The sequence below is a fragment of the Flavobacterium sp. J27 genome (genome assembly GCF_004303025.1).
GTDB lineage: Bacteria > Bacteroidota > Bacteroidia > Flavobacteriales > Flavobacteriaceae > Flavobacterium.
Window position 1 is genome coordinate 99,210 of sequence record NZ_PJQW01000010.1, and the last position, 24,705, is coordinate 123,914.

A 24,705-nucleotide genomic window follows, 5' to 3' on the forward strand; every position below is an offset into this window, starting at 1 on the left:
TATTTATTTTTTATATTCATTACCACTCTCCGCAACCATCCCCAACTTGTCATCCTGAGCCTGTCGAAGGATCTCATCACCCACCGTAACCTGCCCATTCATCAACATAGGTAACAACCAATCACGCAACGAAGCGAGTTCTTGGTTTTCTTTTAGGTTCTTTTCTTTTTTAACTTGTAATGGTGACATAAAATCATAGAATTTCTCTGCTAATTCAATTGGAGGAACAACTGTTTTAAATGAAGTTACAAATGACTCAAAAAGTAGATTTTTAATTCCACTTGTTTTTCCTTCAAAACCAAATAAAACACCAGCATCATAAATAGCATTCCATTCCATTACAAAATTGAAGAAATACTTATCTTCTTTTAAAGTAACAGCTTTACAAAAGTTAGAGCAAATAATTGGTGCGTCAAATCGTTCTAACGTTTGTTCAGTGATATAGGCAAGTCTTCCTGTGGATTGTGTAGGACTACCACCTGAAATTTCAACAATCAAATCGTGTGAATCTAATGTTTTAAATAAATTCTTTTCTAAAATGTAGCGTTCTGGAGTTTTTAATTCTCCCTTTCCATTTAAGCCATTGATGTCTGCACCTCTTACACAATAAACACGTTGTGTATAATTTCCTTCTTCATTTTCTTTTCCCCAATCTCCGCTTTTATCATTATTTATATACCATTCTAACTCTTTCACCTCCCATCCCTCAGGAATTTCTCTCTTCAACGCTTCATTCCAAACCATTTTACCACCAGAAGATTTATACCCTTTTTTTGGAGACTGAGCTTGAGATGGGGACTGAGCTTGTCGAAGTCCCGACACTTCGACAGGCTCAGTGTCTGGTACTGGAAAATCAAACTGCACAAACCAATAATCATACAAAGTCTTAGCCATAGCTTCTAACTCACTATTGATTTTATTGTTCAACTCAATTTTAGCATCTAAATCAGAGAGAACTTTAACTATTTTAACTTTGGACTCTTTATTAACAGGTTGTAAAATAGGTAATTTCCTCAATCCTCCCAATGTTAAATAAGGTTGCGAAGAACCTGATTTAACAGAATTCAAAATTGCTTTACCTATTGGAGAAATCAAATAGTAGTATAACCACTCTGCTTCTAATTTTGATCCTGTTTTGTATAATCCTACATTTTTTACAGCGTAGTTTATATTTTCATTCCTTTCTATATAGCAGTACCCACAATATTCACCTATCATACTCACAATAACATCCCATTTATGAACTTGACTTCTTTCATTTATCTTATTGAAGTCTGCCTCAGATATTAAGTAAGCAGATTCAAAGTCAATATTTCTTCCTTTTATATGCTTCGATGTAATTAAAGGTTTACCTACTTCCCTTTGCTTAGGACTATCATGTGTTCCATCAGTAATTTTTGAGTAAACTTTATCTGCTATTATAAAATTTAAATTATTACTCATATCTCAACCCTTTCAAATTATTCTGAATTTCCATTTCCAACTCTTTACTTTCCACAAACAAATTGGCTAAATTACTTTCAAAGGTTTTCATTTTAGTAGCAAATTCATCAGCGGTTATATCCACATACTCAATTTTCACTTCAAAATATTGTCCAGCGGAAAACGAATAATTTTTAGCCTCAATTTCCTTTTTGGTTACTACAACAGACAAATCTTCTACCGCTTGTTTGTTATTAAATGTATCAATAATGAGTTGTTCTTCGGTTGGGGTTAAAACGGTTCGTTGGTTTTTGCCTTCTTTTACGGTTTCGCCTAATTTAGAAGCATCTAACAAAACAATATGTTCGCTATCGGCTTCTTTGTCTAAAAACAATACGGAAACATTGGTGCCAGTACTCGCAAAAATATTAGAAGGCATACTCACCACACCACGCAACCAACCATTGGTAATCAAACGTTCTCTAATTTTCTTTTCAATACCACTTTGAGCAGTGATAAATCCTGTTGGCAATACAATAGCCGCTTTACCTGTATCACTCAAACTAAACATAATGTGTTGAATGAACAACAAATAAATGGCCATCGATTCTTTTTTAGATTTTGGGATATTGGGAATCCCTGCAAAGAATCGTTTTTTGAACGCATCTTTATCTAAATCGGCATGAAAATCTGAGAAATCCAATTTAAACGGAGGATTTGATACGATATAATCAAACTTAGAATCTAAATAAGTCGGTTGTGCTATGGTATTAGTCTTAATGATATTCGGAATCGAATGCGTCAAGTTGTTCAACACCAAATTTAAACGCAACATATTACTCGATTTCTGAGAAATATCTTCCGAGTAAATAGTACAATTTTCTTCTCCAATTTGATGGGCTATACTCATTAAAAGCGTCCCCGAACCCGCACTTGGGTCATATACTTTAACTCCTTTTACAGGGTTTGGTACCATAATTTGTGCCATAATACGTGCTACTGCATGAGGGGTATAATACTCGGCATACTTTCCACCAGAGTCAGTATTGTAATCTTTAATTAAGTATTCAAAAATCGTAGCAAAGAAATCGTATTTCTGCTCAAACATTTCTTCGAAACTAAATTCAAATAATTTATTAATTAACGCTTTCGCAAAAGCATCACGTTGCGAACTATCCGAAATAAACTGTGTTAATTCATCAAACAAAGTGTCTTTTGCTCCTGAGAACGATTTTACTGAGAATACTTCAGCATTTTCAATCGAAATCTGACGTAAGGTATCATCAAAGGTTTTGGCAAAATCACTATCATTTTGTTTCACAAATAAATGCGAAATCAAATGCTCAGGACGTAAACGAGGAATATTGGGGTCTAAACTTGCAATTAAGAATTGGTATTCATCATCACTTAAATCTAATAAAGCTTTTGAAAAATTCTCCGCTTCGTCTAATTCTGGTTTTTCTCGTTTCACCGCGTAGCGAAACTTGTCATTTAAGAACTTGTATAAAAATACTTGAGTAATAATTTTAAATTCGTTTCCATCATTTCCCAAGCCATAATTCGCACACACACTTTTTAAGTTGTCAATAAGTGCTTTTGTTTTGGTCATGAAGTTAATATCCTGCGTCATTATATAATTTTGTTTTATTTTTTTAATTAATTCTTGTTTCCTACGGCTTCTTTTCTTCGACAAGCTCAGAAACCTTCAGCCTCCGGTATTACGTTCTCATTTCTTATCGGTATCTGAGCCTGTCATTTTGGTGACTGAGCCTGTCATTTTGGTGACTGAGCCTGTCATTTTGGTGACTGAGCCTGTCATTTTGGTGACTGAGCCTGTCGAAGTTACCGATTATTGATTATCCCTTTCCTACGGCTTCGACAAGCTCAGCCTCCGGTACAACATTTTTTATTCAATCGAAGCCTTATCCTGTCGAATCGAATCGGAGCCTGAGCTTGTCGAAGGCTCCGATTATATTTTTTCTAAGTCTGAGCCTGTCGAAACCCCATATTGCGTATAATTCCGAGACAACAAAGGCAAATCTTTTGCTTTATTCTCAATCAAGGCTTCCTTCTTTTTTCGACTCCATCCTTGAATTTGCTTCTCTCTATTAAAAGCTATATCAATTCGGTCATATTCTTCATAATATACTAATTCAACAGGCAAATGTTTTTTAGTATGATTAGCTCCTTCGCCCATTTGATGCTGTTCCAATCTACGCTCTAAATCAATAGTGCTACCCGTGTAATAACTCCCATTAGCACATAACAAAATATACATATAACCTTTCATATACTATTTGTTTCCTATGGCTTCGACAAGCTCAGCCTCCGGTATAACGTTCTATATTCAATCGGAGCCTGAGCTTGTCGAAGGTACCGATTATATTTTTCAGAACCTGACCCTGTCGTTTTGGTGACTGAGCTTGTCGAAGTCACCTTTTCATTTCTATTCTTATCTAGGTAGCTGAACCTGTCGAAGCCAAATCAAACGATTCGACTATCGAAGTCACCTATACTGATACTGTTGTAAATATTCGTTTACTATTAAATTATTAATGGTTTCAGTAGTTGAAAAATCCAACGGAATGTTTTCCTTTTTCTTAAATTCCTGAATCACCAATTGCAATAAATATCGTTTAAAGTATGGTTCATTATTCATAAGGTCTTCTTGTCCTTCTAATTTGGTATCTACTTGCTCTTTTACTTGCATTAACGCCTTATGCAATTGCATTTCTTTAGCGTTAAGTGTTCCTTTTTCACTCAATCGCTTATGAATACGTGTGTATTTTTCGTCATTAATATACTTTGCTTTTAACAATGCATTTTTACGATTCAATTCTTTGGCTTGGTCGTATATCTTTTGAAGCAAATGCATGTTTTCAATCATGTCGGCTTGCGTAACTTCACTCAGATTTTTCTTTTTGAAAATACGTTCTAGTTCTTCACGCAAACTTACAAATTGTGGGTCGATTTGGTCAAAATTATTTTGAAGTGATTCCCTTGTTTTGCGTAATATATTTTTAAACTCATCTGCTAATACTAACTCGCTTTCATCAACTTTGATAAATTGAAAGATGACATCTTCCAAAGCGGTGTTTAATAAATTAGCTGAAGCTTCTTCATTACCAATGCTTTCTACAAAATTTAAGTTGTCTAATCGGCTTTGTGCTTCTAATAATAAGCGATTCCAAATATCAAAATCAGCTATACCACCTAAAGCTTCATAATTATTGATTGCAATTATGTTTTTCAATTCTTTTGCAGTACGCAAGGCTTTAATCAAGCGCAACAACTCATTTTTATCGGTAAGTTGGGCTATTTGTTGTGAAAATAATTCTCTGTTTTGTGTATCGTAATGGAAAAGCGTTTCTTTTATCTCCTGAATTTCCTGTTGGATTTCCTCTTCCGATTTAAACAAATGGGAATACAATTCCATTTCATCGCCTAGCTGCTCTTGCAATTCATCAAAATACATTTTATTTGTTCGGTCAAACGCTTTGGATATATCAGCAAAATCAACTACATAACCGTATTGATATTTTTTATAGGGTCGATTAACACGAGTTAAAGTTTGTAATAAATTGTGGTCTTGAATAACACGAGCTAAATACAATTTCTTTAATCGTTTGGCATCAAAACCTGTCAGCAACATGTTGTAAACAAACAACAAATCAACTTTTCCTTTTTTGTAGGTGGATATTAATTCTTTACGAATGGCTTTGTCGTTTTCATCATGTAAGATTAAAGCAGCTGTTAATTTTGGTTCCTCGTGATTACCATATTTTACAGGTGGTTCGGCGGCCATTAAAATACTAGCATCAGTTTCTTGTTCTCCAAATTTTTCCTCAAACAAACGAAACAATTCTTTCGCTTGATTCGCTGAATCACACACTACCATTCCACCTAAAGAAGTATCTTGTTTTTCCCGTCTAAATTTAATTAAATCAGTAACAATATAATCTAGTAAGGGTTGCGCGAATTTTGAATGGGCATAAATCTGACGTGTGCTAATATCGCCTTGCAACACTTTAATTTGATCCATTATTTCTTTCATTTCCATTTTGAAGTTGCCTTCAATTTGTTCACGAATCAAACGTAGAGTATACCCATCAGCAATTGACATGTTGTAGTAATATTTATGAAAATAATTACCAAACAGCATTTTAGAATCATACTCTTTTGCAACTTCTTTTAACAATGGTGTACCTGTTAAGGCAATAATTACAGCTGAACGGTCTGAATTAATCAGATTCGCTAAATAATTTCCTTTAGGATTATAACTTCTGTGCGCTTCGTCTAAGAAATAAACACGCTGTATGTTTATATCATAACTAATATCCTTTATTGCAACAGCATCTTCTGAAAATTTCTGAATATTTACTACTGTAATTTCTGGAACTCCGCTATCATTATGAATGGCACCCACAACTTTTAAGTCGGCAATAAAATCTCGTTTTGAATTGACTTGTTTTACTTTCAAACCTCTATTAGCGAATTCGCTTGAAGCTTGAATTATTAAATCCAATCGGTCAACTATAAAATAGAATTTTGGAATTACTTGTTTCTTGGCATAATAATCCGTTAAATGTTTAACATTATAATACGCCAAAGCCGTTTTTCCCGAACCTTGTGTGTGCCAAATAATCCCTTTATTTTGTCCTGCATCAATTTTATTTGCAATGGCTTGTGTAGCAAATAATTGAGGATAACGCATGATATGCTTTTGATACGCCACTTTTCCTGTTACTTCTTCTTCAACATAAACAATGGAATATTGTAAAATAAATTTCAAACGTTCTTTACTAAACAGAGAAGTTAAAATTCGATTCGTTGGGGTATTCGATTGTTTATTGGTAATGTATTCTGGACTATTTTTGATAACAATCAAATTGTTATCTTTCAAAAGTTCGTTTTCTGTTTTTTCGTCAATATCCTTCAACTTTTGTTGCACTGGATAATCTAAATCTTCTCTGAAATAATTGAATTGAACGTTTTCATAAGCAGGTGTAGCGTAGAAGCCTCCAAAAATTGGTTCTACAATACCATCTTCATATTCCATATTGTTAGAGAATACTAATAACTGTGTAATATTAGCAAAACGTCTAAAGTGTTTGTTTTTGAAACGCTCATTAATTCTTGTTCTTTCTTTGATAACGCCTTCTTGATTGTGAGGTTTTTTCACTTCAATAAAAGCCAAAGGCATTCCATTAATTAAAACCGTAATATCTGGTCGAAACTCCTCATCTCCCGATTTACAAGTTAATTCGGTTGTAACGTGAAATTCGTTATTGTTGAAATTTTCAAAATCTATCAATTTAACTCCAGAAGTCGAAGTCAATCGTTCATAAAACTTTTTTCCCAAGTCTTCATAATCCAACTCTAGATTGATTTCATCTAAAATTCGTTGTGCTTCTTGTTCTGTTATTCCATTTAAAGCTGAAATCTTAGGAATGAAAATAGAAGTAAAAACATTATTGCTTTCAATTCTATGTTGTTCATTCAAAGGAATATACTGATATCCCAAACGCATTAAATGTAATAAAGCTGGGATTTTTACCCTCGAATCTTCGTTGAATTTCATTCATTTATAATGTTAACCTTCAAACTTAGCAAAAATTATTGGTATAGCCAATACGCATTTCTACCTGTTTTTACAAAGATAAAAAGCATAAAGAAAACAAGTTTACGGGAAACCGTATTTAGTAACTAGTGATTAGTAATTAGGAGTTAGTAATTAGGAGTTAGTAATTAGTAATTACTAATTAGTTATTTAGTTAATGATTAACCCACAACTATCAACCGACAACCCACAACTATCAACCGACAACCAACCACCACCTTTTATGTTAGTTTTAAAGCAGTTTGCTAAAGGCTTTGTTCGGAGAAAGTACCGGTTTACTGCTACTTGACCGAAGGTTTACCGAACCATCTCCGAACAAAGGCCTTATTTAAGGGGTTTAAAGACATCAAAATACGTCAAAACCAGTCAAAACCAGTCAGTATACGTCAAAACAGTTCATAAGGTGTTTTTTATCCTTTTTGGCAGTATTCTTGTGGATGTTATTTTTCTTTTTTGATATAACTGTGAGTAGGATGGTGTAAATACAAATAGAATTGTATTTTTCAAACAAGTTTGTATTTTTGTTATGGCAAATATGTCTCCAAAAATAATCTTTATAACAAGCCTTGTTACCGCTTGCAGGTTCTTTCTTTCATGAGTTTTAAAAAAAACTTCTTTTTAATACCATTTTTGGGTAATGAAAATTAAATCGGGATACTATTGATAGATATATCAAAAGGCAGATCCCGAAAAGCCTCAATAGAGTAGGGTCATTAAACCAAAATAAACATGAAAAAACAAATGGTAAAAAGCATTTTCATTACCGCATGCATCTTGTCGTTCGCAAGTTGTGAACATGAAATAGACGAACCAGCAACAGCCACAATCGAACAAACTGAAGCAAGAGTGCAAAACCAAAACGGGGTGTTGTTATTTAACGACTACGAACAATTAGTAGCCGTAAATACGCAATTAGCTTCTTCTTCAACAACACAAATAGACCAATGGGAAACCGAGCATCATTTTCTTTCTCTAGCAAGTATCGATAGAAAAATTAATGAAGCAGAAGTACAACATCAGGAAGCTTTTTTTAAAGGATTAAATCCAAACCTTTCTACCGAAGAGTATGAGTCTTTGGGTTATCATTATGAGCATACAGCACTGTATAAAAAATATTTAGATCAAGGAACGATTATTAGGAATATTGAAAATGATGGTGCCATTGCTACCGAATTAGCGGTTAAAAATCATGCCCTTTTAAATGTAATCAATGAAGAAGGAAAAGTAATGGTAGGAGAAGAGTTATTGGTTTTTTCAGGAGACGAAACCTTAGTGTATGATAGAAATACCATGAATTTACTTCGCAAATCGAGTATAGCAGAAGACTTGTTTTCCAAATTAAACGGACAATACAATTTTAATAAAGGAACAGGAACAAGTAGCAACAGATGGATTACTGATCCAGCCAAAGGGAGCAATTACCGATATTATGGAAAAGTAATTTTTACATCGAGTTTTACGACTACTTCTTTAAGTCAAACTTTTTATTGGGAAGCCAGAGCAGAACAAAAGAAATTTGGAAGTTGGAATACCAGAAATGACTATAATCCTATTTGGGGTTGTGCCGCCAACTGGTCTTACGATTATTGGATTATTTATCCAGGAGCCGGTTATGGAACCGTACAAGACGGAAGTGTGTACCCGTTACCTAATTCATCTGGTAAGCCTACATCACCATATTATATCTCTAATTTATATACAAATTACACCGTTAGAAGTTTACAATTTTCAAGTATGTATACCATTGTTCCGGCAAGTGTAGGATATTCTTTCTTTGATAATGTAAGAGTTTACGGCTATAATTTTGTGTTTAAATATTCTGGAGGAGCTTCAGGATATAATTATACTGCGTATTAATGAGTTGCTTTTTTTAAAATCAATTAAGATATACTAAAAGCACAAAAAAACCGTAAAACTTTTGTTTTGCGGTTTTATGTTAGGAGAATTTGTATTTTTAGTTAATCTTAAACTTGCCTCGTTGTTTTTGAGTTAAATTATAAGTAATTCCTACAAAAGCACCTATTTTAAATTGTTTGGCAGTTAAATCTTCATTTGAAACTTCTGTAAGTTCATCAATATCATAGTACGTTTTATCTTTGTATCTATTTTTTAAAACATTTACTTGTCTAAAAGCTGGACCTCCAGTTATAATAAGCTTTTGTTTTTTTCCAATTAATATACTTACACCAGGAAATAAGGAATTTAATTCAAAAGTTTCTACATTTATAGATGCTCCTAAGGTTAACCCAAAAGACAAAATACCGTTATTCCTGAAGCTTGTATGAAACATACCCGCAAGCATTGGAGTATAGTCATTTTTATTAGTAAGGACAATTTCTTTTTTATCAACTTCTATGTTATTTTCTATTATTGTAGTGTTTTTTATTTCATAATCTGTATTATTACCTCCAAAATTGAATACTACTCCTGTACTGAAATCAAATCTAACACCACCACGAGTGTATTCCATATAGGTAAACTCTCTATTGTCATCATATTCAGATAATTTATTAGAATCTCTATGTTTTAGATTAACATCAAAAGTAACATAGTCTTCAAAAGGTTGTATAGGTGCAGATAATATTTCATATGCTTTTGGGTTTCTCAAGACGGCATCAATTGCCTTTACTTTTAAAATTTTTGTGTTTAAGTCTAACACGTCGGCGTTATTTTTAATTTTATCTACCTCATCTTTAATTTGTTGAAATGTATATCTAATGTAATCTATATCATTAAATGTATTAGGTAAATCATGCATAGCAGCATAAAAATCATTATTAAATGAGTTTACAAGTTCATTGAAGCGTTTTACGCTTCCATTATAATCGTTTAATTTTTTAATGAAAAAAGTATCTTCATCTGCTTTCTTTAAATAGGTTTGATGATTTAAAAGAGGATTTAATGCTAATTGTTTAAAGTTTTGATATTCAGTTTCAATATTTTTTAGAACTAAATATTGATTCAAGATAGTGGTATAATGTTCTTTTAAAACGTAGAAAGTCTTTGTAATTGTTCTAGATTTACCTTCTAAAGTATTAATTTTACCTTCTAACTTTTTGATTTCTATTTGATGTTCTAGTATATTTATTTTTTTTATTTTGATTTCATTCTTTGCTTTTAACAATTCAAGTTTATTATTACTAATTTGTTTGAGAAGTATTTCATTATTACTTTTAATGAAGTCTATAGAGTCATTTTTAATGCTTTCTAACTTTTCATCTATTTTGTTTTCTTCCTTTATGATATCAATTTTAATATCAGATATATCTTTATTTATTTCAATAATTTTATCATTCCATTGTTGTAAGTTCAAATTATATGTACTATCTTGATTTATAGGAGCTTCCGTACTTGTAATTCTAGGATGATTAATGTTTTTCTCTTCAATAGGTAATAGTTTAGCCGTTACATCATTAGTGTGTCTAATAGCTGTTTTAATTTCATCATCAAAGTATTCATCAACTATAGCTATATCTTTCGATTTGATAGTTACATCATAAGCCAATCTATTTATATTTTCAATTTTAAAGACTAGAGGCTCACCTACAATAGGAGTTACATTTGATTTAGTATATTTTTTATTTTCAAAATTATAAACAATAATTTTAGTGGTATCAATAAAATTGCTATTTTCTTTAATTTCTACATGAGACAGTTTTTTTCTTATTTCCTTAATTTTTGATGTATCTCTTGAATTTAGTTCTTTTTTTAACTCGGTTTTTAATTGTTTTTTTAATTCCTTTTTTTCAAAGTTATAATCTTGAGCATAGAAATGTGATCCAGTTAAAAGAAGAACAATGAGTAGTAGTGCTTTTTTCATGTTGTTTTGGTTTTAGTTCGTATTATTTATTATCGAATCACTTTTTAGACTACACCTTATTGCAAGTGTTTTGCTTTTTTTGTCTCTTTAGGGGTAAGATATTGTATTTAAGATGATTACTAGGTAAAAATAGATATCCTTATGTTGTAAATCAATACCCCTTTCGGGCTATTTTTAAGTCATAAAGCGGTTATGAATTAAGAATTATGAATTAAGAATTAGGAGTTAGTTGCTAACTTATGAACCCCAACCCACAACAGACAACCAACAACCACCAACCATAAAAAAAACCACCTGATAGAACTACCAGACAGTTTTTAAAAAAATACACAACAAATGATACTATTTCTTTTGGGTACTGTTTAAAATGGCTTTTTCCAGTTTACCAAAATCATAGACATAAAAGTTTTTAGCATCGTTCATAGCTACAAAAATACCATTAGGAAAAGATGTTCCTAAACTGGTTGTTACCACATCACAACCATCGGTTTCAAGCGTGGTTAGGTTTACTGCTGTTATAAATGCATTGGTTTTACGGTTATATACATTAAAAAGCCCACGTTGTTGGTCTGAAACAATAAGATACCCTGTTTCGGTTCCCGTTTTTGCAATAGCAATCCCTTCAATATCACTTTCAAAATCGGAAACACCAAACAAGCTAATCTCCGCATTGCCTTTTTCTGGTTCTGCATAGTATTTGCGCACCCCGTGTTGCTCATCCGAATAATAAATAAAGCCCATCTCATTGTCTACTGCTATGGCTTCAATTTCTTTTTTACCACTAAATTTACCAAACTTACGCACCAGATTTAATTCTACTCCTGAAGGACTGGAAACCAATTCGTATTGGTACAAATAATTTTCTTTTGGTCCTGTTTTTCTGCCTACAATGAGATACACTTTGTTGCTCACAGGTGCATGATAAATGGCAATTCCCATAGGAGCTTTAAAATCGGGTTGGGTGGCATCGGTAAATACTTTAAAGCCACCATTGTCTAAAGGTTGCATATCGGGTACCGAAAACACGCGTACTTGGTTCTTTTCTCTTTCCGTAAAAGCAATAATATCGGTTTTAGTTGAATCAGTAAGCTTAAAATTATAGGTTAGATCAATATTGTTTGGTCGTTCTATATTGCGAATGGTTTTGGCTTCTATAATTTTTCCTTGTAAGTCGAACGCATAAATACCACCATTAGTTTCTTTATCGGTACCAAAAATAATACTTTGGGAAGCATCGGATGGGTTGACCCAAATTGCTGGATCATCAGTATCGTTTAGCGTGGTTTCTGTAATGACATCGGGTGGTAAGGTTACAATGTTTGTGTTTTGTTGGCAACTGCATACTGCCAGTAAGAGGATGCTGTAAAAAATAGATTTCATTTTTTTAAATAATATTTTAATACTACGTGTTTTTTATATTGATGGTATAGGTTCGTTAGCTACTAATTTTTCTTATTCTCGATACATCCCGATTATCATCGGGACACTCGAACTGACGAATTCGGTTCTCGATACACGTCACTTCGAGTGCGAAGCATATCGAGAAGTTTTGTTTCGCTACTAATTTTTCTTATTCTCGATACATCCCGATTGTCATCGGGACACTCGAACTGACGAATTCGGTTCTCGATACACGTCACTTCGAGTGCGAAGCGTATCGAGAAGTTTTGTTTCGCTACTAATTTTTCTTATTCTCGATACATCCCGATTGACATCGGGACACTCGAACTGACGAAAAACGGTTCTCGATACATGTCACTTCGAGTGCGAAGCGTATCGAGAAGTTTGTTTCGCTACTAATTTTTTTATTCTCGATACATCTCGATTGTCATCGGGACACACGAACTGACGAATTCGGTTCTCGATACACGTCACTTCGAGTGCGAAGCGTATCGAGAAGTTTTGTTTCGCTACTAATTTTTCTTATTCTCGATACATCCCGATGACAATCGGGACACTCGAACTGACGAAAAATTAGTAGCTACACACCAGATTCGTTTTCTAACTTCTAACTTCTTAATTCGACTAATACAAGTCATATTTAAGACCAAAAGTTAATCGTTGTCCATAAAATTCGGCTTGTTGTGTTCTAGTTCGTACCGATTGATAGTAGCGTAACGGTTGGTTTGTAATGTTCTTTAATTCGCCATACAAACTTAGTTTTTTTGACAAGCTTACGCCAATATTAAAGTCTAAAAATACTTGTTGGTCATAATAACGATCTTCAAAGCTATTTCCCCCAATTTCATCGATATAAGCATCAGAAAAATTAGTTGAAAAACGCGCATTAAAATACTTATTCGCGTAGCCTAAAGAGGCATTTAATAAGTTTGGAGCCGTATTAGGCAAATCTAAATCATCACGTTCTTCACCATCTTCGTTGCGTATTCCAGTCGCTTTAGAAGTTAAGAACGTATAGTTGAGATAGAAACTAAAGTTTTTAGCAAAACCAGGTAAGAAATCTAATTGTCTTTGGAACGCAAATTCAGCACCAAAAATAGTAGCATCATCACCATTTAAAGGTTGGTAAACACGATACCCTGTTGTTCCTGCACCATATACATCTGACGTAGTTTCTGCTTGGTATTGGTACACAAAATCATTAATTTTTTTAAAGAATAAACCACCAGAAAGCAAACCAACACTTTTAAAATAGTATTCTCCAATAAGATCAAAGTTCATCGAAGTAGTGGCTTTTAAATCGGGATTACCAATAAAAATTTCTTCATCACCAGAAACCACATCAATAGTAGGGATTAAATCTACATAATTAGGTCTGGCTAAAGTATTCGTCCATGCCAAACGGAAAACCGTATTGTTGTTTGGTGCATATTTGAAATGGACACCAGGTAACACATTAGTATATGAATGTTCTTTAGTTACTGTTCCTACTAAATCGTCTTCGTCTTCAATTTGATTACCAGTTGCTTTTAAATTAGTAGCTTCTACACGTACTCCTACCAATGTTTGTAACTTATCAGTAATGTTTTGAGTGGCCATTACATAACCGGCCCATACATTTTCAGTTACATTAAAATTAGCTCTTAAATATTCAGAAGGTACGGGTTCACCATTAACTAATGCCAAAGCACCTAGCCAGTTAGCATCAATATAACCTCCTAAATTATATTTTTCACCTGCTAAAAAATCGTCATTAGATAGGTCTTTTAAACCCGTTAAATTCATGGTAGGATACGCACTTTCTAAGTCGTATTCAAAGAAGTTGTTGTCTCTACTTTTCTTTTTAAAACGACCTCTAGCACCTAATTTAATCGTTCCGTTTGTGGTACCAAAAAGAGACGCAGGTAGTTCAAAATGAGTAAAGAAATTGACATCTTCTTCTTCTGTATATTGATATTCTTCAGTAATTTCATCAAATTCGAAAGTATCAAATGCACGAGCATCAGCAGGATTTTCAGCATATAGCATAGGGAATTTACTATCAGAAAAGTCATTTAGTACCGTATATTCTGTTTCGTATTTAGCATAGCGTTCGTTTTTTCTTTCCTCTGAAGCTTTGGCATAAGAAACCATCCAATCGGCTTTTACTTTGCCTAAAAAATGCTTCCCACCTAAAGAGTAATTTTGCATTCTTTGGTCTTCCAAGCGGCGGTTTTTATTTCTGTTATTATCAATTCCACCTTTGGTTTCTTTGGCTACTTCCGCAGGAAAACGAGATGGAATACCATTTGTAATGGTAAAATCACCCGCTTCAATATCTTCTGCATCTAGCATTTCATAAGAGGTACGGTATCTGTTTTCGCGGTCATCACGCCAATTGTACATTGATTTAAAATACAAATTATGATTTGGGTTAATTTGGTAATCCAAGTTTGCTGAAAAGCTTCTACGTACTCGTTGTACTAAGTATTTTCTCGTTTCAAAAGCTTTCGTATATGGATTTACAGGAACTTCTTCTAAAATAGGGTCACCATCTACATCGTCAACACCTGTATAATATTCAAATTCATCACTCCATTCGGCTTCAATATTGTCTGAACCAAAATCGGTGTCGTTGATAGAAGCGGCAACCATCCATCCTAGTTTTTTGTCTTTGGTGCGGTCACCAATAAGTACCGAACCGTTTAAAATGCGTTTGTTTGTAATAAAACTTATTCCAGAACCCAATGTACTTGATAATCTGAATTGTTGAGGTGCCGTTGCTGTGACTAAGTTTACCGAACCACCTAAAGCATCACCGTCCATGTCAGGAGTAACTGCTTTGGTTAACTCAATCGTCTGAATCATATCCGAAGGAATTAAGTCCATTTGTACGTTTCTGTTATCGCCTTCTGCAGAAGGTATTCTACTTCCATTTAAGGTTACCGAATTTAATTGAGGAGATAAACCCCTAACAATAATATTTCGCGCTTCTCCTTGGTCTACTTGCATAGTTACACCAGAAATACGTTTTACAGCATCACCAATATTGGCATCTGGGAATTTACCAATTTGATCAGTGGAAACCACATTCGTGATATTGATGTTGTTTTTCTGAGTATTTAAAGCCTTAGCCTGTCCGCTTAAGCCATACGATATTAGTTCCACTTCGTTAAGTGTTACACTTTTTGGTTTTAGAGCAATGGCGAATGTTGTCGTTTGATTTTCTATCACAGTTACCTCTTGTTCCATATCTTCATAACCTAAGAATGAAATTTGGAGTTGGTAATTTCCAGCAGGAATAGAAAGCATAGAAAATTTACCATCGAAGTCGGTTGTTGCTCCTTTATTTAAGGAAGCAATAAGAACAGTTGCACCAGGTAAGTAGAAATTATTTTCATCTACGATAGTACCTGTAATACTTCCTTTTTGAGCCGTTGCAGTACACGTTATTAAGGTTAAGAACAACGTTACAAATAGCCTTTTTACAAAGCACAGTTTTCTCATTTTTTTTAATTTTACATTTCTGACAAATGTAGTATCCATAAGGGATTATTCGTTTTTAAGCAAGGCAACAAAGAGGCAACAATATCTTTTTTTTAAGTTACAACAAGGCAACAATAACACTTTATTTACATTAAACTAACCCTAAGAAAAAAAGGGTGTTTTTTTCTTACAATTCGAGTAAGAAAGTAATTAATTCTGCTTTAGAATTGATAGGTAGTTTTTTTCTAAAACGATGTCTTGCTACTCGCACACTATCGGGTGTTACCCGAAGGATGGCTGCAATTTCTTTGGAAGACAAATTGAGTCGTAGTAAAATACCTAGTTTTAATTCGGCAGGAGAGAGACTTTCGGTGGCTACTTGAGAGAGTTTTTTAATGAAATCGGGATGTATTTCTTCAAAGAAAACAGTAAATTCTTCCCATTCATTTTCTTGTTGCAATACAAAATCAATTTCGTTAGAAATTTCTTTTATTTTAACTTCCAGCAGTTCGTTTTTTCGACCCATACTATTTTTCAATTTAGTTGAAAGTTCCGATAACATTTTGTTTTTTTGTGCAATATGCAAGCTGTAACGAGATAGTGTGGCTGTTTTTAATTCTAAATCGCGTTGTAAATTTTTTTCTTCTATTTCTTTTTTTTCTAATTCGGCTTTTAAGGTTTGTTGCTTGTAATTTTGGATTTTGAGGGAAGCTTTTCTCTTCTTTTGGTAATAAATATACATCACAACCACAGCAAATAGGAGCGATAATGTTAAAATGAGTATGGTTTTCTGATTGGCTTTGTTGACTTTATTTTGTTCTTGTAGAATTTTTATTTGGTTTTCTTTCTGATTGATTTTATAATCCGCTTGCAAGAGATTGACTAAGTTTTTATTTTCATTGGTCACAGCTTTTTGATTGTAATCGTCTGCGATGAGTTTGTGTTCATATGCTTTTTCATACTCAGCAAGTAGGGCATAAGCTTTGGCTAAATCTTTATGACCGCTTTCTAGTAGATGATTATCATTTAGTTTTTTAGCTAAATTTATAGATAGATTGGTAAATGGAATACCTGTTTTTACCTTTCCTTTTTTTCGATACACATCACCAAGATTATTCAAAACATTAGCTTCTTGTCTAGATTGTGACCCTTTTAGGAGTTGGTACGCATTATTAAAATAGGTATAGGCTTTATCAAACTGTTCCAGATCTTCATAGATACTACCAATATTTTCATGAACAACTGCAACTTCTTTCGCATCGTTTTTCGTGTTCAAAAGAAACAGACTCTTATTTTCAAAGTCCAAAGCGGTTTCATATTCTCCTCTTTTTTCTGCGTTTTCACCTAATAAGCTAAAAGCTAAGGATTGTCCTTTGGTGTATTTTATTTGTTTTGCAATTGCTAATGCTTCCAGTAAAAATGGTTGTGCTTGCTCGTATTTATGCATGGCATGATTAACCTTTCCAATGGCATTATTAATTTGAACAAATAAAGTATCTTTTTTATTCGTTTGTATATGTTTTAACGCTTCTTGATAATACGATAAGGCATTAGCATACAGACCATATTGATTGTAGATAGTGCCTAATTCGAGCATTTTTAGCGCTATATCAGGGTTGTTTTTATTTTTTATGGCAAGATCTAGACCCTTTTTCTTATTTTTTAGTTGTGTTTCAACCCAGTCATTTTGGGAAAACAGCGTAGAGGTGGTTAATAAAAGCAGTAATAAAAAACGACCCAACATTTTTTGAGATTAAATTAACCTACAAATAAGAAAGAATTATATTAAGTTACAATGATTTTAAGGTTAAGTAATGATTACTATTTTTAGTACTTAGTTGTTAGTTGTTAGTTGTTAGTACTTAGTGATTCGGAAAAAGGTTCTGAATACTGAGACTGTAAACTTACAACCTACAACTTAGAACTTAGAACTTAAAAACAAACCTTAAAATTAAGCTAAAGTTGAGAATGGGAACAAGATTAATTTATATCTTAGTTTTTTCTTAGAACAGACTAATAAAATACAATTCATGCGCAAACAATTTGGTGCTAAACCTACCAAAGCCGATATACAACAGTACGAGCAATCTCCACAATGGGATGGAGAGAAATTTGTAAATAGCGAACCCACTTCTATGGCTATTTCCATTCGAACGTTACCCAAGTTACTATACAAACAATTTTGTGAAAAGAAAGACCGCGAACCTTCACAACCCCTACCAATACAGCCTTTTGATAAAGAAGCATTTGTAACCAATGATAATGAGGTGCGTTACATTTGGTACGGACATTCAGTAGTGTTATTGAGAATAAAAGGGAAAAACATCTTAATTGATCCGATGTTAGGCAGTAACGCAGCACCGATTGCTCCTTTTCCAATCAAGCGTTTTTCGGAAAATACATTAGCTATTATAGATCAATTACCAGAAATAGATTTAGTACTATTATCACACGACCATTACGATCATCTGGATTATGATAGTATTCAAAAGTTACATTCTAAAGCAAAACAATTTTATGTGGCTTTAGGAGTCAAAAGACATTTGGTTAAGTGGAATATCAATCCAGAAATTATTACGGAGTTTGATTGGTGGCAAGAAGTTTCTTTTCAAGATATAAAAATTACATTTACACCTACACGTCATTTTTCAGGTCGTGGTTTAACCGATAGAGCCAAATCTTTATGGGGCGGTTGGGTACTTAAAACAGCTACTGAAAATATTTGGTTTAGTGGAGATAGCGGTTACGGACCTCATTTTGAAGCAATAGGAAAACGCTTAGGACCTTTTGACTTTGCTTTTATGGAATGCGGTCAGTACAATGAAAATTGGAGTCAGATACACATGTTTCCAGAAGAAACGGTTCAAGCAGCAATTGATGCGAAGGTTCATAACATGATGCCTGTACATTGGGCAGGGTTTGCTTTGGCACAACATACTTGGACTGACCCAGTAGAGCGTTTTATAACAGCTACCATAAAAGAAGAATGTAATTATAATTTACCCAAATTAGGAACAATACAGACTATAACGAATCAAAATCACACCCCTTGGTGGAAATAAACAATACTATGGAATTATACGATCAAATATTTCAGAACAATCAAGAATGGATTAGCAGTAAAAAAGCAACTAATGAATCCTTTTTTAAATACTTAGCTGAAGGACAATCTCCTGAAATCTTATATATCGGTTGTAGTGATAGTCGCGTTACCGCTGAAGAAATGACAGGAGTTGCACCCGGACAAATGTTTGTGCACCGAAATATTGCAAATTTAGTACCTAATAATGATAATAATTCGGCTTCCGTAATTGAATATGCAATAGAATATTTAAAAGTAAAACATGTAGTCGTTTGCGGACACTATTTTTGTGGAGGTGTAAAAGCCGCTATGGAAGCCAAAGACTTAGGAGTTTTAAACCCTTGGTTGCGTAATATTAGAGACGTGTATCGCTTGCATGAAGAAGAGTTAGATGCCATTTCAGATGAAACTGAACGTTATAAAAGATTGGTAGAAATTAATGTAGAAGAACAATGTTTAAATGTAATTAAAACGGCTGTGTTGCAAAGACATTATTTAAATAACGGTTTTCCTGTTGTTCACGGTTGGGTTTTCGATATTAAATCGGGTAAACTAATTGACTTACAAATTAATTTCGAACAAAAGCTAAAGCAGATTCAGAAGATTTATAACTTAGGAGGAAAATAATTATTAACCATAGAAATATAAATTATAAATTTTCTTTATAGTACTATCAGAAAAAAAATAGGTAAAAAAAATAATTCTGGAACATTCATTTCAAAAAAAGATATATCTTTGCCATCATAATTTTTAAAAAATGGCTCGCTGCATAGAATTTAACGAAGTTGAAAAAATTGAAAAAGCAATGAATGTCTTTTGGGAAAAAGGCTACAATGCTACATCAATGCAAGACCTTGTAGATGCGATGCAAATCAATAGAAGTAGTTTATACAATACTATAGGAGACAAACATCAGTTGTTTATGAAATGTAATAGTCACTATTTTGATAAGGCAATGTGCGAGATTAAACAAAAAGTTGCTCAAGAAAAATCGGGCATGCAAGCTCTCATCAATATTATTAATGATAAAGCAGCATGGATTGTAGATTGTGAAAAAGGGTGCTTGGGTATTAAATCTATTTTTGAATTAGCTCCAGATAATAACGATGTTCGAAATTTACTAAGTAGAAACAATGAAATCTATATCGATTTTATAACAGAAGTTGTACAAAAGGCTATAGATGAAGGAGAAATGAATTCTTCTGAAGATGCTGCTTTGATGGCAGAATATATAATGACCTCTTTCACAGGTTGGAAACAAGCATTCATTCTCCATAGAGATCCAATCAAGATAAAGAGAATGGCAGCTTATTTAATTAAAAATATTAAAAAGTAGCTTTTTTTTGTTCCTTTTCTGGAACGATTATTTCATATTAAATAATAATTATTAATCATAAAAATCAAATTTAGCTTAAATTTTGAAACGTTTATTTCAAATTAAGCATTTTACCAACAATTAAATTTAATGACAGTCAGTATGAATTTTGAAACGTTTATTTCAGAAAAAACAAATCAAACAAATAACAAATTAAACCAAAACTCTTTTATGAAAGCAATGACTACTATAAGCATAATAGCTTTATTTTTAATAAGTTGTAATGATAAAAATGCAGAAGCACCTGCAAACGCAGCACCTACATTACCTGTTTTAAATATTGCTTACAGCTCAGCCACTACAGAAACAGAATATCCTGTAGCAATACAAGGAAAAACAGATGTAGAGATTAGACCACAAGTAAGTGGAACTTTAGACAAAATATTTATTGATGAAGGGGCTTATGTAAAACAAGGACAACCTTTATTTAAAATTAATGATAACTCGTATCGTCAGGAATATAACAATGCTCAGGCAAGTTTAAATGCAGCAGAAGCAGCCGCAATAAATGCGCAAATGGAAGTTGATAAATTAACCCCTTTAGTACAAAATAAAGTAGTTTCAGAATATCAATTAAAAACAGCACAATCTAATTTGAGTATTGCCAAAGCTAATGTGCAACGTGCTAGAGCAATTCTTGCCAATGCGCAGATTAATTTAGACTATACATTAATTAAAGCTCCAGTAAATGGCTATATAGGGAGATTTCCAAGAAAGCAAGGAAGTCTTATTAGTCCGCTTGATCCAGAAGCTCTAACCCGACTTTCAGATACAAAAGAAATTTACGCATACTTTTCTTTAGGAGAAAATGATTTTATAAGCTTTAAATCGATAAGTGAAGGAAATACTATTACTGAAAAATTAAAAAATATTCCACCAGTAAGTTTAGTACTTTCAGATAATTCAATTTATGCAGAAAGTGGAAAAATCGATATGATTGACGGTCAGTTTGATAAGACTACAGGTGCTATTACTTTAAGAGCAAAATTTCCTAATGAAAAAGGCTTATTAAAATCGGGAAACACAGGAAAAGTAAAAATAAGTATGTCGCACAAGAACACTATAGTAATTCCACAAGAAGCTACCATTGAAGTTCAGGATAAACTGTTTGTATTTCTATTAGATGATAAAAATAAGGCCATTAGACAGCCTATTTCAATATCTGGAAAAAGTGGTACAAATTATTTGGTTAAGGAAGGTATAAAATCGGGAGATAGAATTGTATTGAAAGGTTTTGAAAACCTACCTGATGGTGCCACTGTAATCCCTGAAAAATCAGACAAACCAGTAGCTAAACTATAATTTAAAAACTAGATACTAAAAATATGTTACAAAAATTTATTGACAGACCCGTACTGTCAACAGTAATTGCTATACTTATAGTGATCCTTGGAGCAATAGGATTAAACACACTTCCGTTGCAACAATTTCCAGATATTGCACCGCCTGCAGTTCAGGTTGTTGCTTTATATCCTGGTGCCAATGCAGAAACGGTTTTACGTTCTGTTGCACCTTCTTTGGAAGAATCTATAAACGGTGTGGAAAACATGAGCTATATGAGCTCAACCGCTAGTAATGATGGTTCATTAGTTATTACTGTAAACTTTAAATTAGGAACCGATCCAGATCGAGCAGCTGTTAATGTTCAAAATAGAGTATCTCAAGCTACAAGCCAATTACCAGCCGAAGTAGTTCAAGCGGGAATATCTACCACAAAACAGCAAAATAGTTTGTTGATGGTGGTCGATTTATTAACCGAAAACGAGAAACAATACGATCAAACTTTCTTAGCTAATTATGCTCAAATAAATATTATACCCGATTTAAAAAGAATCCCAGGTGTTGGACAGGCTCTAATCTTTGGAGGAAGTAAAGATTATTCCATGAGAGTTTGGCTAAATCCTGCCAAAATGGCTAGCTATAATCTAACGCCTCAGGAAGTAATGGGAGCTATTCAGGATAAAAACCTTGAAGCCGCACCAGGGCGTTTTGGAGAAAGTAGTAAAGAAGCTTTTGAATATGTAATCAAATACAAAGGGAAATTAAATACGCCAGCTGAATACGAAAATATTGTTATTCGTTCTAATGCAGACGGTTCTGTGTTACGATTGAAAGATGTAGCTCGTATTGAATTTGGTTCTTATACGTACGGAAGTAGTACTCGTATAGATGGAAAAGCAGGTTTAAATATCGCTATTTATCAGTTACCCGGTTCAAATTCAAGTGATGTTCAGATTGCTATTAAAGAAATGATGGAAAAAGCTTCAAAAGATTTCCCTAAAGATGTTAAACATTTAATTTTATATAACACAAAAGATTCTTTAGATTTATCAATTGCTCAAGTAAAATCTACTTTAATAGAAGCTTTCATTTTGGTCTTTATAGTAGTATTTTTATTTCTTCAAGATTTTAGAGCTACACTCATACCAGCTATTGCTGTACCAGTATCTATTTTAGGAACGTTCTTTTTTATGGGAATATTTGGCTTCTCTGTAAACCTTTTAACTTTATTTGCATTAGTACTCGCAATTGGAATTGTGGTTGATGATGCCATTGTAGTGGTCGAAGCAGTTCACGAGAAGATGCATAGTAGGAAATTATCGGCAAAAGCAGCCACTACTTCGGCTATGAGTGAGATAACTGGAGCCATTATCTCTATTACCTTAGTCATGTCGGCTGTATTCCTGCCTGTAGGCTTTATGGAAGGTTCAACAGGTGTTTTTTACAGACAGTTTGCGTTTACATTAGCGATAGCTATTGTTATTTCAGCCGTAAATGCACTAACTTTAAGTCCAGCTTTAGCGGCATTATTTTTGAAAGATGCTCATAATGATGATACCCATAATCATGATGAAAAGCCTAAAAATTTTAAAGAGAGATTCTTTATTGGATTTAATACTGGGTTTACAAAATTGACGAATAAATATGTTAATAGTCTTCGTTTTTTAATAAAATTCAAATGGCTTAGTTTAGGAGGTTTAACCGTAGTAATTCTTGCCACTGTATACATGGTAAAAACAACCCCTACAGGATTTATACCTTCTGAAGACCAAGGATTTATAGCAATCTCTATGTCAATGCCTGCGGGAACTTCTCTTGAAAGAACTCAATCGGTAATGGAAGAAGTTGAAGTAAAATTAGATGATATGCAGTCTAAAAAAACACTGAATATTCTTTCTGGGTTTAATTTACTAACGCAATCTAGTAGTCCTTCTGCAGGTGTTATTTTTATCTTATTAAAACCTGCAAAAGAGAGAGGAGCTATAGAGGATATTAATGATATAATGAACGAAGTGCGACAAAAATTAGGTACAATAAAAGGAGCTAACTTTTTTGTATTTACTTTTCCAACAGTTCCTGGATTTAATAATGTAGATGGTCTAGATATTGTTTTAAAAGATAAAACCGGACAAAGCATCAGTAAGTTTAGTGGTATTAGTACTATGTTTATTGGAGAACTGATGCAACGTCCGGAAATAGCATTTGCTTTTACTAGTTTTAAAGCCGATTATCCTCAATTAGAAATGGAAGTAGACGATGTTAAAGCAGAACAATTAGGAGTGAATGTAAGGGATATATTGCAAACCATGCAAGCTTATTTTGGTAGTGCTCAGGCTTCAGATTTTAATCGATTTGGGAAATATTATAGAGTAGTTGTTCAAGCTGATGCTAATGCCAGAAACAATCCAGAAACATTAAGAAGTATTTATGTTAAAAACAGACAAGGTGAAAGCGTTCCTGTTTCAACTTTAGTCAAATTAAAACCAGTAAATGGACCAGAAACAGCTTCGAGGTATAATCTTTTTAATTCGATAAGTGTCAATGCTATAGCTGCACCAGGTTTTAGCTCAGGAGCTGCGATACAAGCTGTACAAGAAGTGGCTGAAACAAAATTGCCTAAAGGATATACAATTGAATTTTCTGGACTTACTAAAGAAGAAATTACTTCTTCAGGACAATCTGCTGTTATTTTTGGATTAAGTCTTTTATTTGTATTCTTTTTATTAGCTGCACAATATGAAAGTTATATTCTACCCGCAGCTGTATTGTTGTCTATTCCGACAGGAATATTTGGAGTCTTTTTAGCTATTGGAACAACAGGAATAGAAAATAATATCTATGTTCAAGTGGCTTTAATTATGCTTATCGGATTACTTGCTAAAAACGCCATTCTTATTATTGAATATGCTATTCAGAGAAGGCGATCGGGTAAATCGCTCTTAGCCTCTTCATTAGAAGCTGCAAAACTTCGTTTACGACCTATTATCATGACTTCTTTTGCATTTGTTGTAGGACTTATTCCTATGATGCGAGCAACTGGTCCTTCTGCATTAGGAAATCACTCTATTAGTATAGGTGCAGCAGGAGGTATGGTTTCGGGTGTAATTTTAGGAATTTTTATTATCCCTGTATTATTTATCGTATTCCAATATTTACATGAGTTAGTTTCAGGAAAACCACTGGCAGTACTTCATAATGAAGAAAATGAGAAAAAGTAATTTTTGGATTTAAATACATTA

The 24,705-nt window shown here is 33.3% G+C and carries 14 protein-coding genes; 6 read left to right on the forward strand and 8 right to left on the reverse strand.

The genetic code is table 11. The annotated features are described in order from the left end of the window. Positions 1-3: 3 nt before the first annotated feature. The 4 genes from CX675_RS14225 to CX675_RS14240 all read right to left on the reverse strand — a co-directional run bounded on the left by CX675_RS14225 (position 4) and on the right by CX675_RS14240 (position 7,003). Positions 4-1,443 carry a restriction endonuclease subunit S gene (locus CX675_RS14225; protein ID WP_130735912.1) on the reverse strand — a complete coding sequence of 480 codons (1,440 nt, stop codon included), beginning with the start codon at positions 1,441-1,443 and terminating at the stop codon, positions 4-6. Then, the gene (locus tag CX675_RS14230) at positions 1,436-3,052 is read right to left on the reverse strand and encodes a class I SAM-dependent DNA methyltransferase (RefSeq protein ID WP_130735913.1); all 1,617 of its coding nucleotides are present in this window, start codon (positions 3,050-3,052) and stop codon (positions 1,436-1,438) included. The genes CX675_RS14225 and CX675_RS14230 overlap by 8 nt, the downstream gene beginning before the upstream one ends. 339 nt (positions 3,053-3,391) lie before the next feature. Then, positions 3,392-3,712 carry a GIY-YIG nuclease family protein gene (locus tag CX675_RS14235; RefSeq protein ID WP_130735914.1) on the reverse strand — a complete coding sequence of 107 codons (321 nt, stop codon included), beginning with the start codon at positions 3,710-3,712 and terminating at the stop codon, positions 3,392-3,394. Positions 3,713-3,928: 216 nt separating this feature from the next. Further along, the gene (locus CX675_RS14240; RefSeq protein WP_130735915.1) at positions 3,929-7,003 is read right to left on the reverse strand and encodes a type I restriction endonuclease; all 3,075 of its coding nucleotides are present in this window, start codon (positions 7,001-7,003) and stop codon (positions 3,929-3,931) included. 768 nt (positions 7,004-7,771) lie between these two features. On the opposite strand from CX675_RS14240, the gene CX675_RS14245 reads away from it, so the two are divergent. Then, positions 7,772-8,899, forward strand: a complete 1,128-nt coding sequence (locus tag CX675_RS14245; protein WP_130735916.1) for a hypothetical protein — start codon at positions 7,772-7,774, stop codon at positions 8,897-8,899. A gap of 97 nt (positions 8,900-8,996) precedes the next feature. Here CX675_RS14245 and CX675_RS14250 read toward each other — a convergent pair whose 3' ends face one another. From CX675_RS14250 to CX675_RS14265, 4 genes are all read right to left on the reverse strand, one after another. After that, positions 8,997-10,862: a hypothetical protein gene (locus tag CX675_RS14250; protein ID WP_130735917.1), complete on the reverse strand. Its 1,866-nt coding sequence runs from the start codon at positions 10,860-10,862 to the stop codon at positions 8,997-8,999. A 342-nt stretch (positions 10,863-11,204) separates the two neighbouring features. Beyond that, complete coding sequence (locus CX675_RS14255) at positions 11,205-12,242, reverse strand: phytase (protein WP_130735918.1); 1,038 nt, start codon at positions 12,240-12,242, stop codon at positions 11,205-11,207. A gap of 645 nt (positions 12,243-12,887) precedes the next feature. Then, positions 12,888-15,749: a TonB-dependent receptor gene (locus tag CX675_RS14260; RefSeq protein ID WP_130735919.1), complete on the reverse strand. Its 2,862-nt coding sequence runs from the start codon at positions 15,747-15,749 to the stop codon at positions 12,888-12,890. 166 nt (positions 15,750-15,915) lie between these two features. Further along, entirely contained in the window at positions 15,916-17,472 is a 1,557-nt protein-coding gene (locus CX675_RS14265) for a tetratricopeptide repeat protein (protein WP_130735920.1), read from the reverse strand. Positions 17,473-17,758: 286 nt separating this feature from the next. Here CX675_RS14265 and CX675_RS14270 point away from each other — a divergent pair, with 286 nt between their 5' ends. The 5 genes from CX675_RS14270 to CX675_RS14290 all read left to right on the forward strand — a co-directional run bounded on the left by CX675_RS14270 (position 17,759) and on the right by CX675_RS14290 (position 24,684). Then, positions 17,759-18,790: an MBL fold metallo-hydrolase gene (locus CX675_RS14270; protein ID WP_130735921.1), complete on the forward strand. Its 1,032-nt coding sequence runs from the start codon at positions 17,759-17,761 to the stop codon at positions 18,788-18,790. Between the two features lie 8 nt (positions 18,791-18,798). Beyond that, positions 18,799-19,437, forward strand: coding sequence for a carbonic anhydrase (locus tag CX675_RS14275; protein WP_130735922.1), 639 nt, complete (start codon positions 18,799-18,801; stop codon positions 19,435-19,437). Between the two features lie 130 nt (positions 19,438-19,567). Beyond that, positions 19,568-20,146: a TetR/AcrR family transcriptional regulator gene (locus tag CX675_RS14280; RefSeq protein WP_130735923.1), complete on the forward strand. Its 579-nt coding sequence runs from the start codon at positions 19,568-19,570 to the stop codon at positions 20,144-20,146. Positions 20,147-20,275: 129 nt separating this feature from the next. After that, positions 20,276-21,487, forward strand: a complete 1,212-nt coding sequence (locus CX675_RS14285) for an efflux RND transporter periplasmic adaptor subunit (protein WP_240723647.1) — start codon at positions 20,276-20,278, stop codon at positions 21,485-21,487. Between the two features lie 23 nt (positions 21,488-21,510). Next, positions 21,511-24,684 (forward strand): efflux RND transporter permease subunit, encoded by a 3,174-nt coding sequence (locus tag CX675_RS14290; protein WP_130735924.1) that lies wholly within the window; start codon positions 21,511-21,513, stop codon positions 24,682-24,684. The last annotated feature ends 21 nt before the right edge of the window (positions 24,685-24,705 follow it).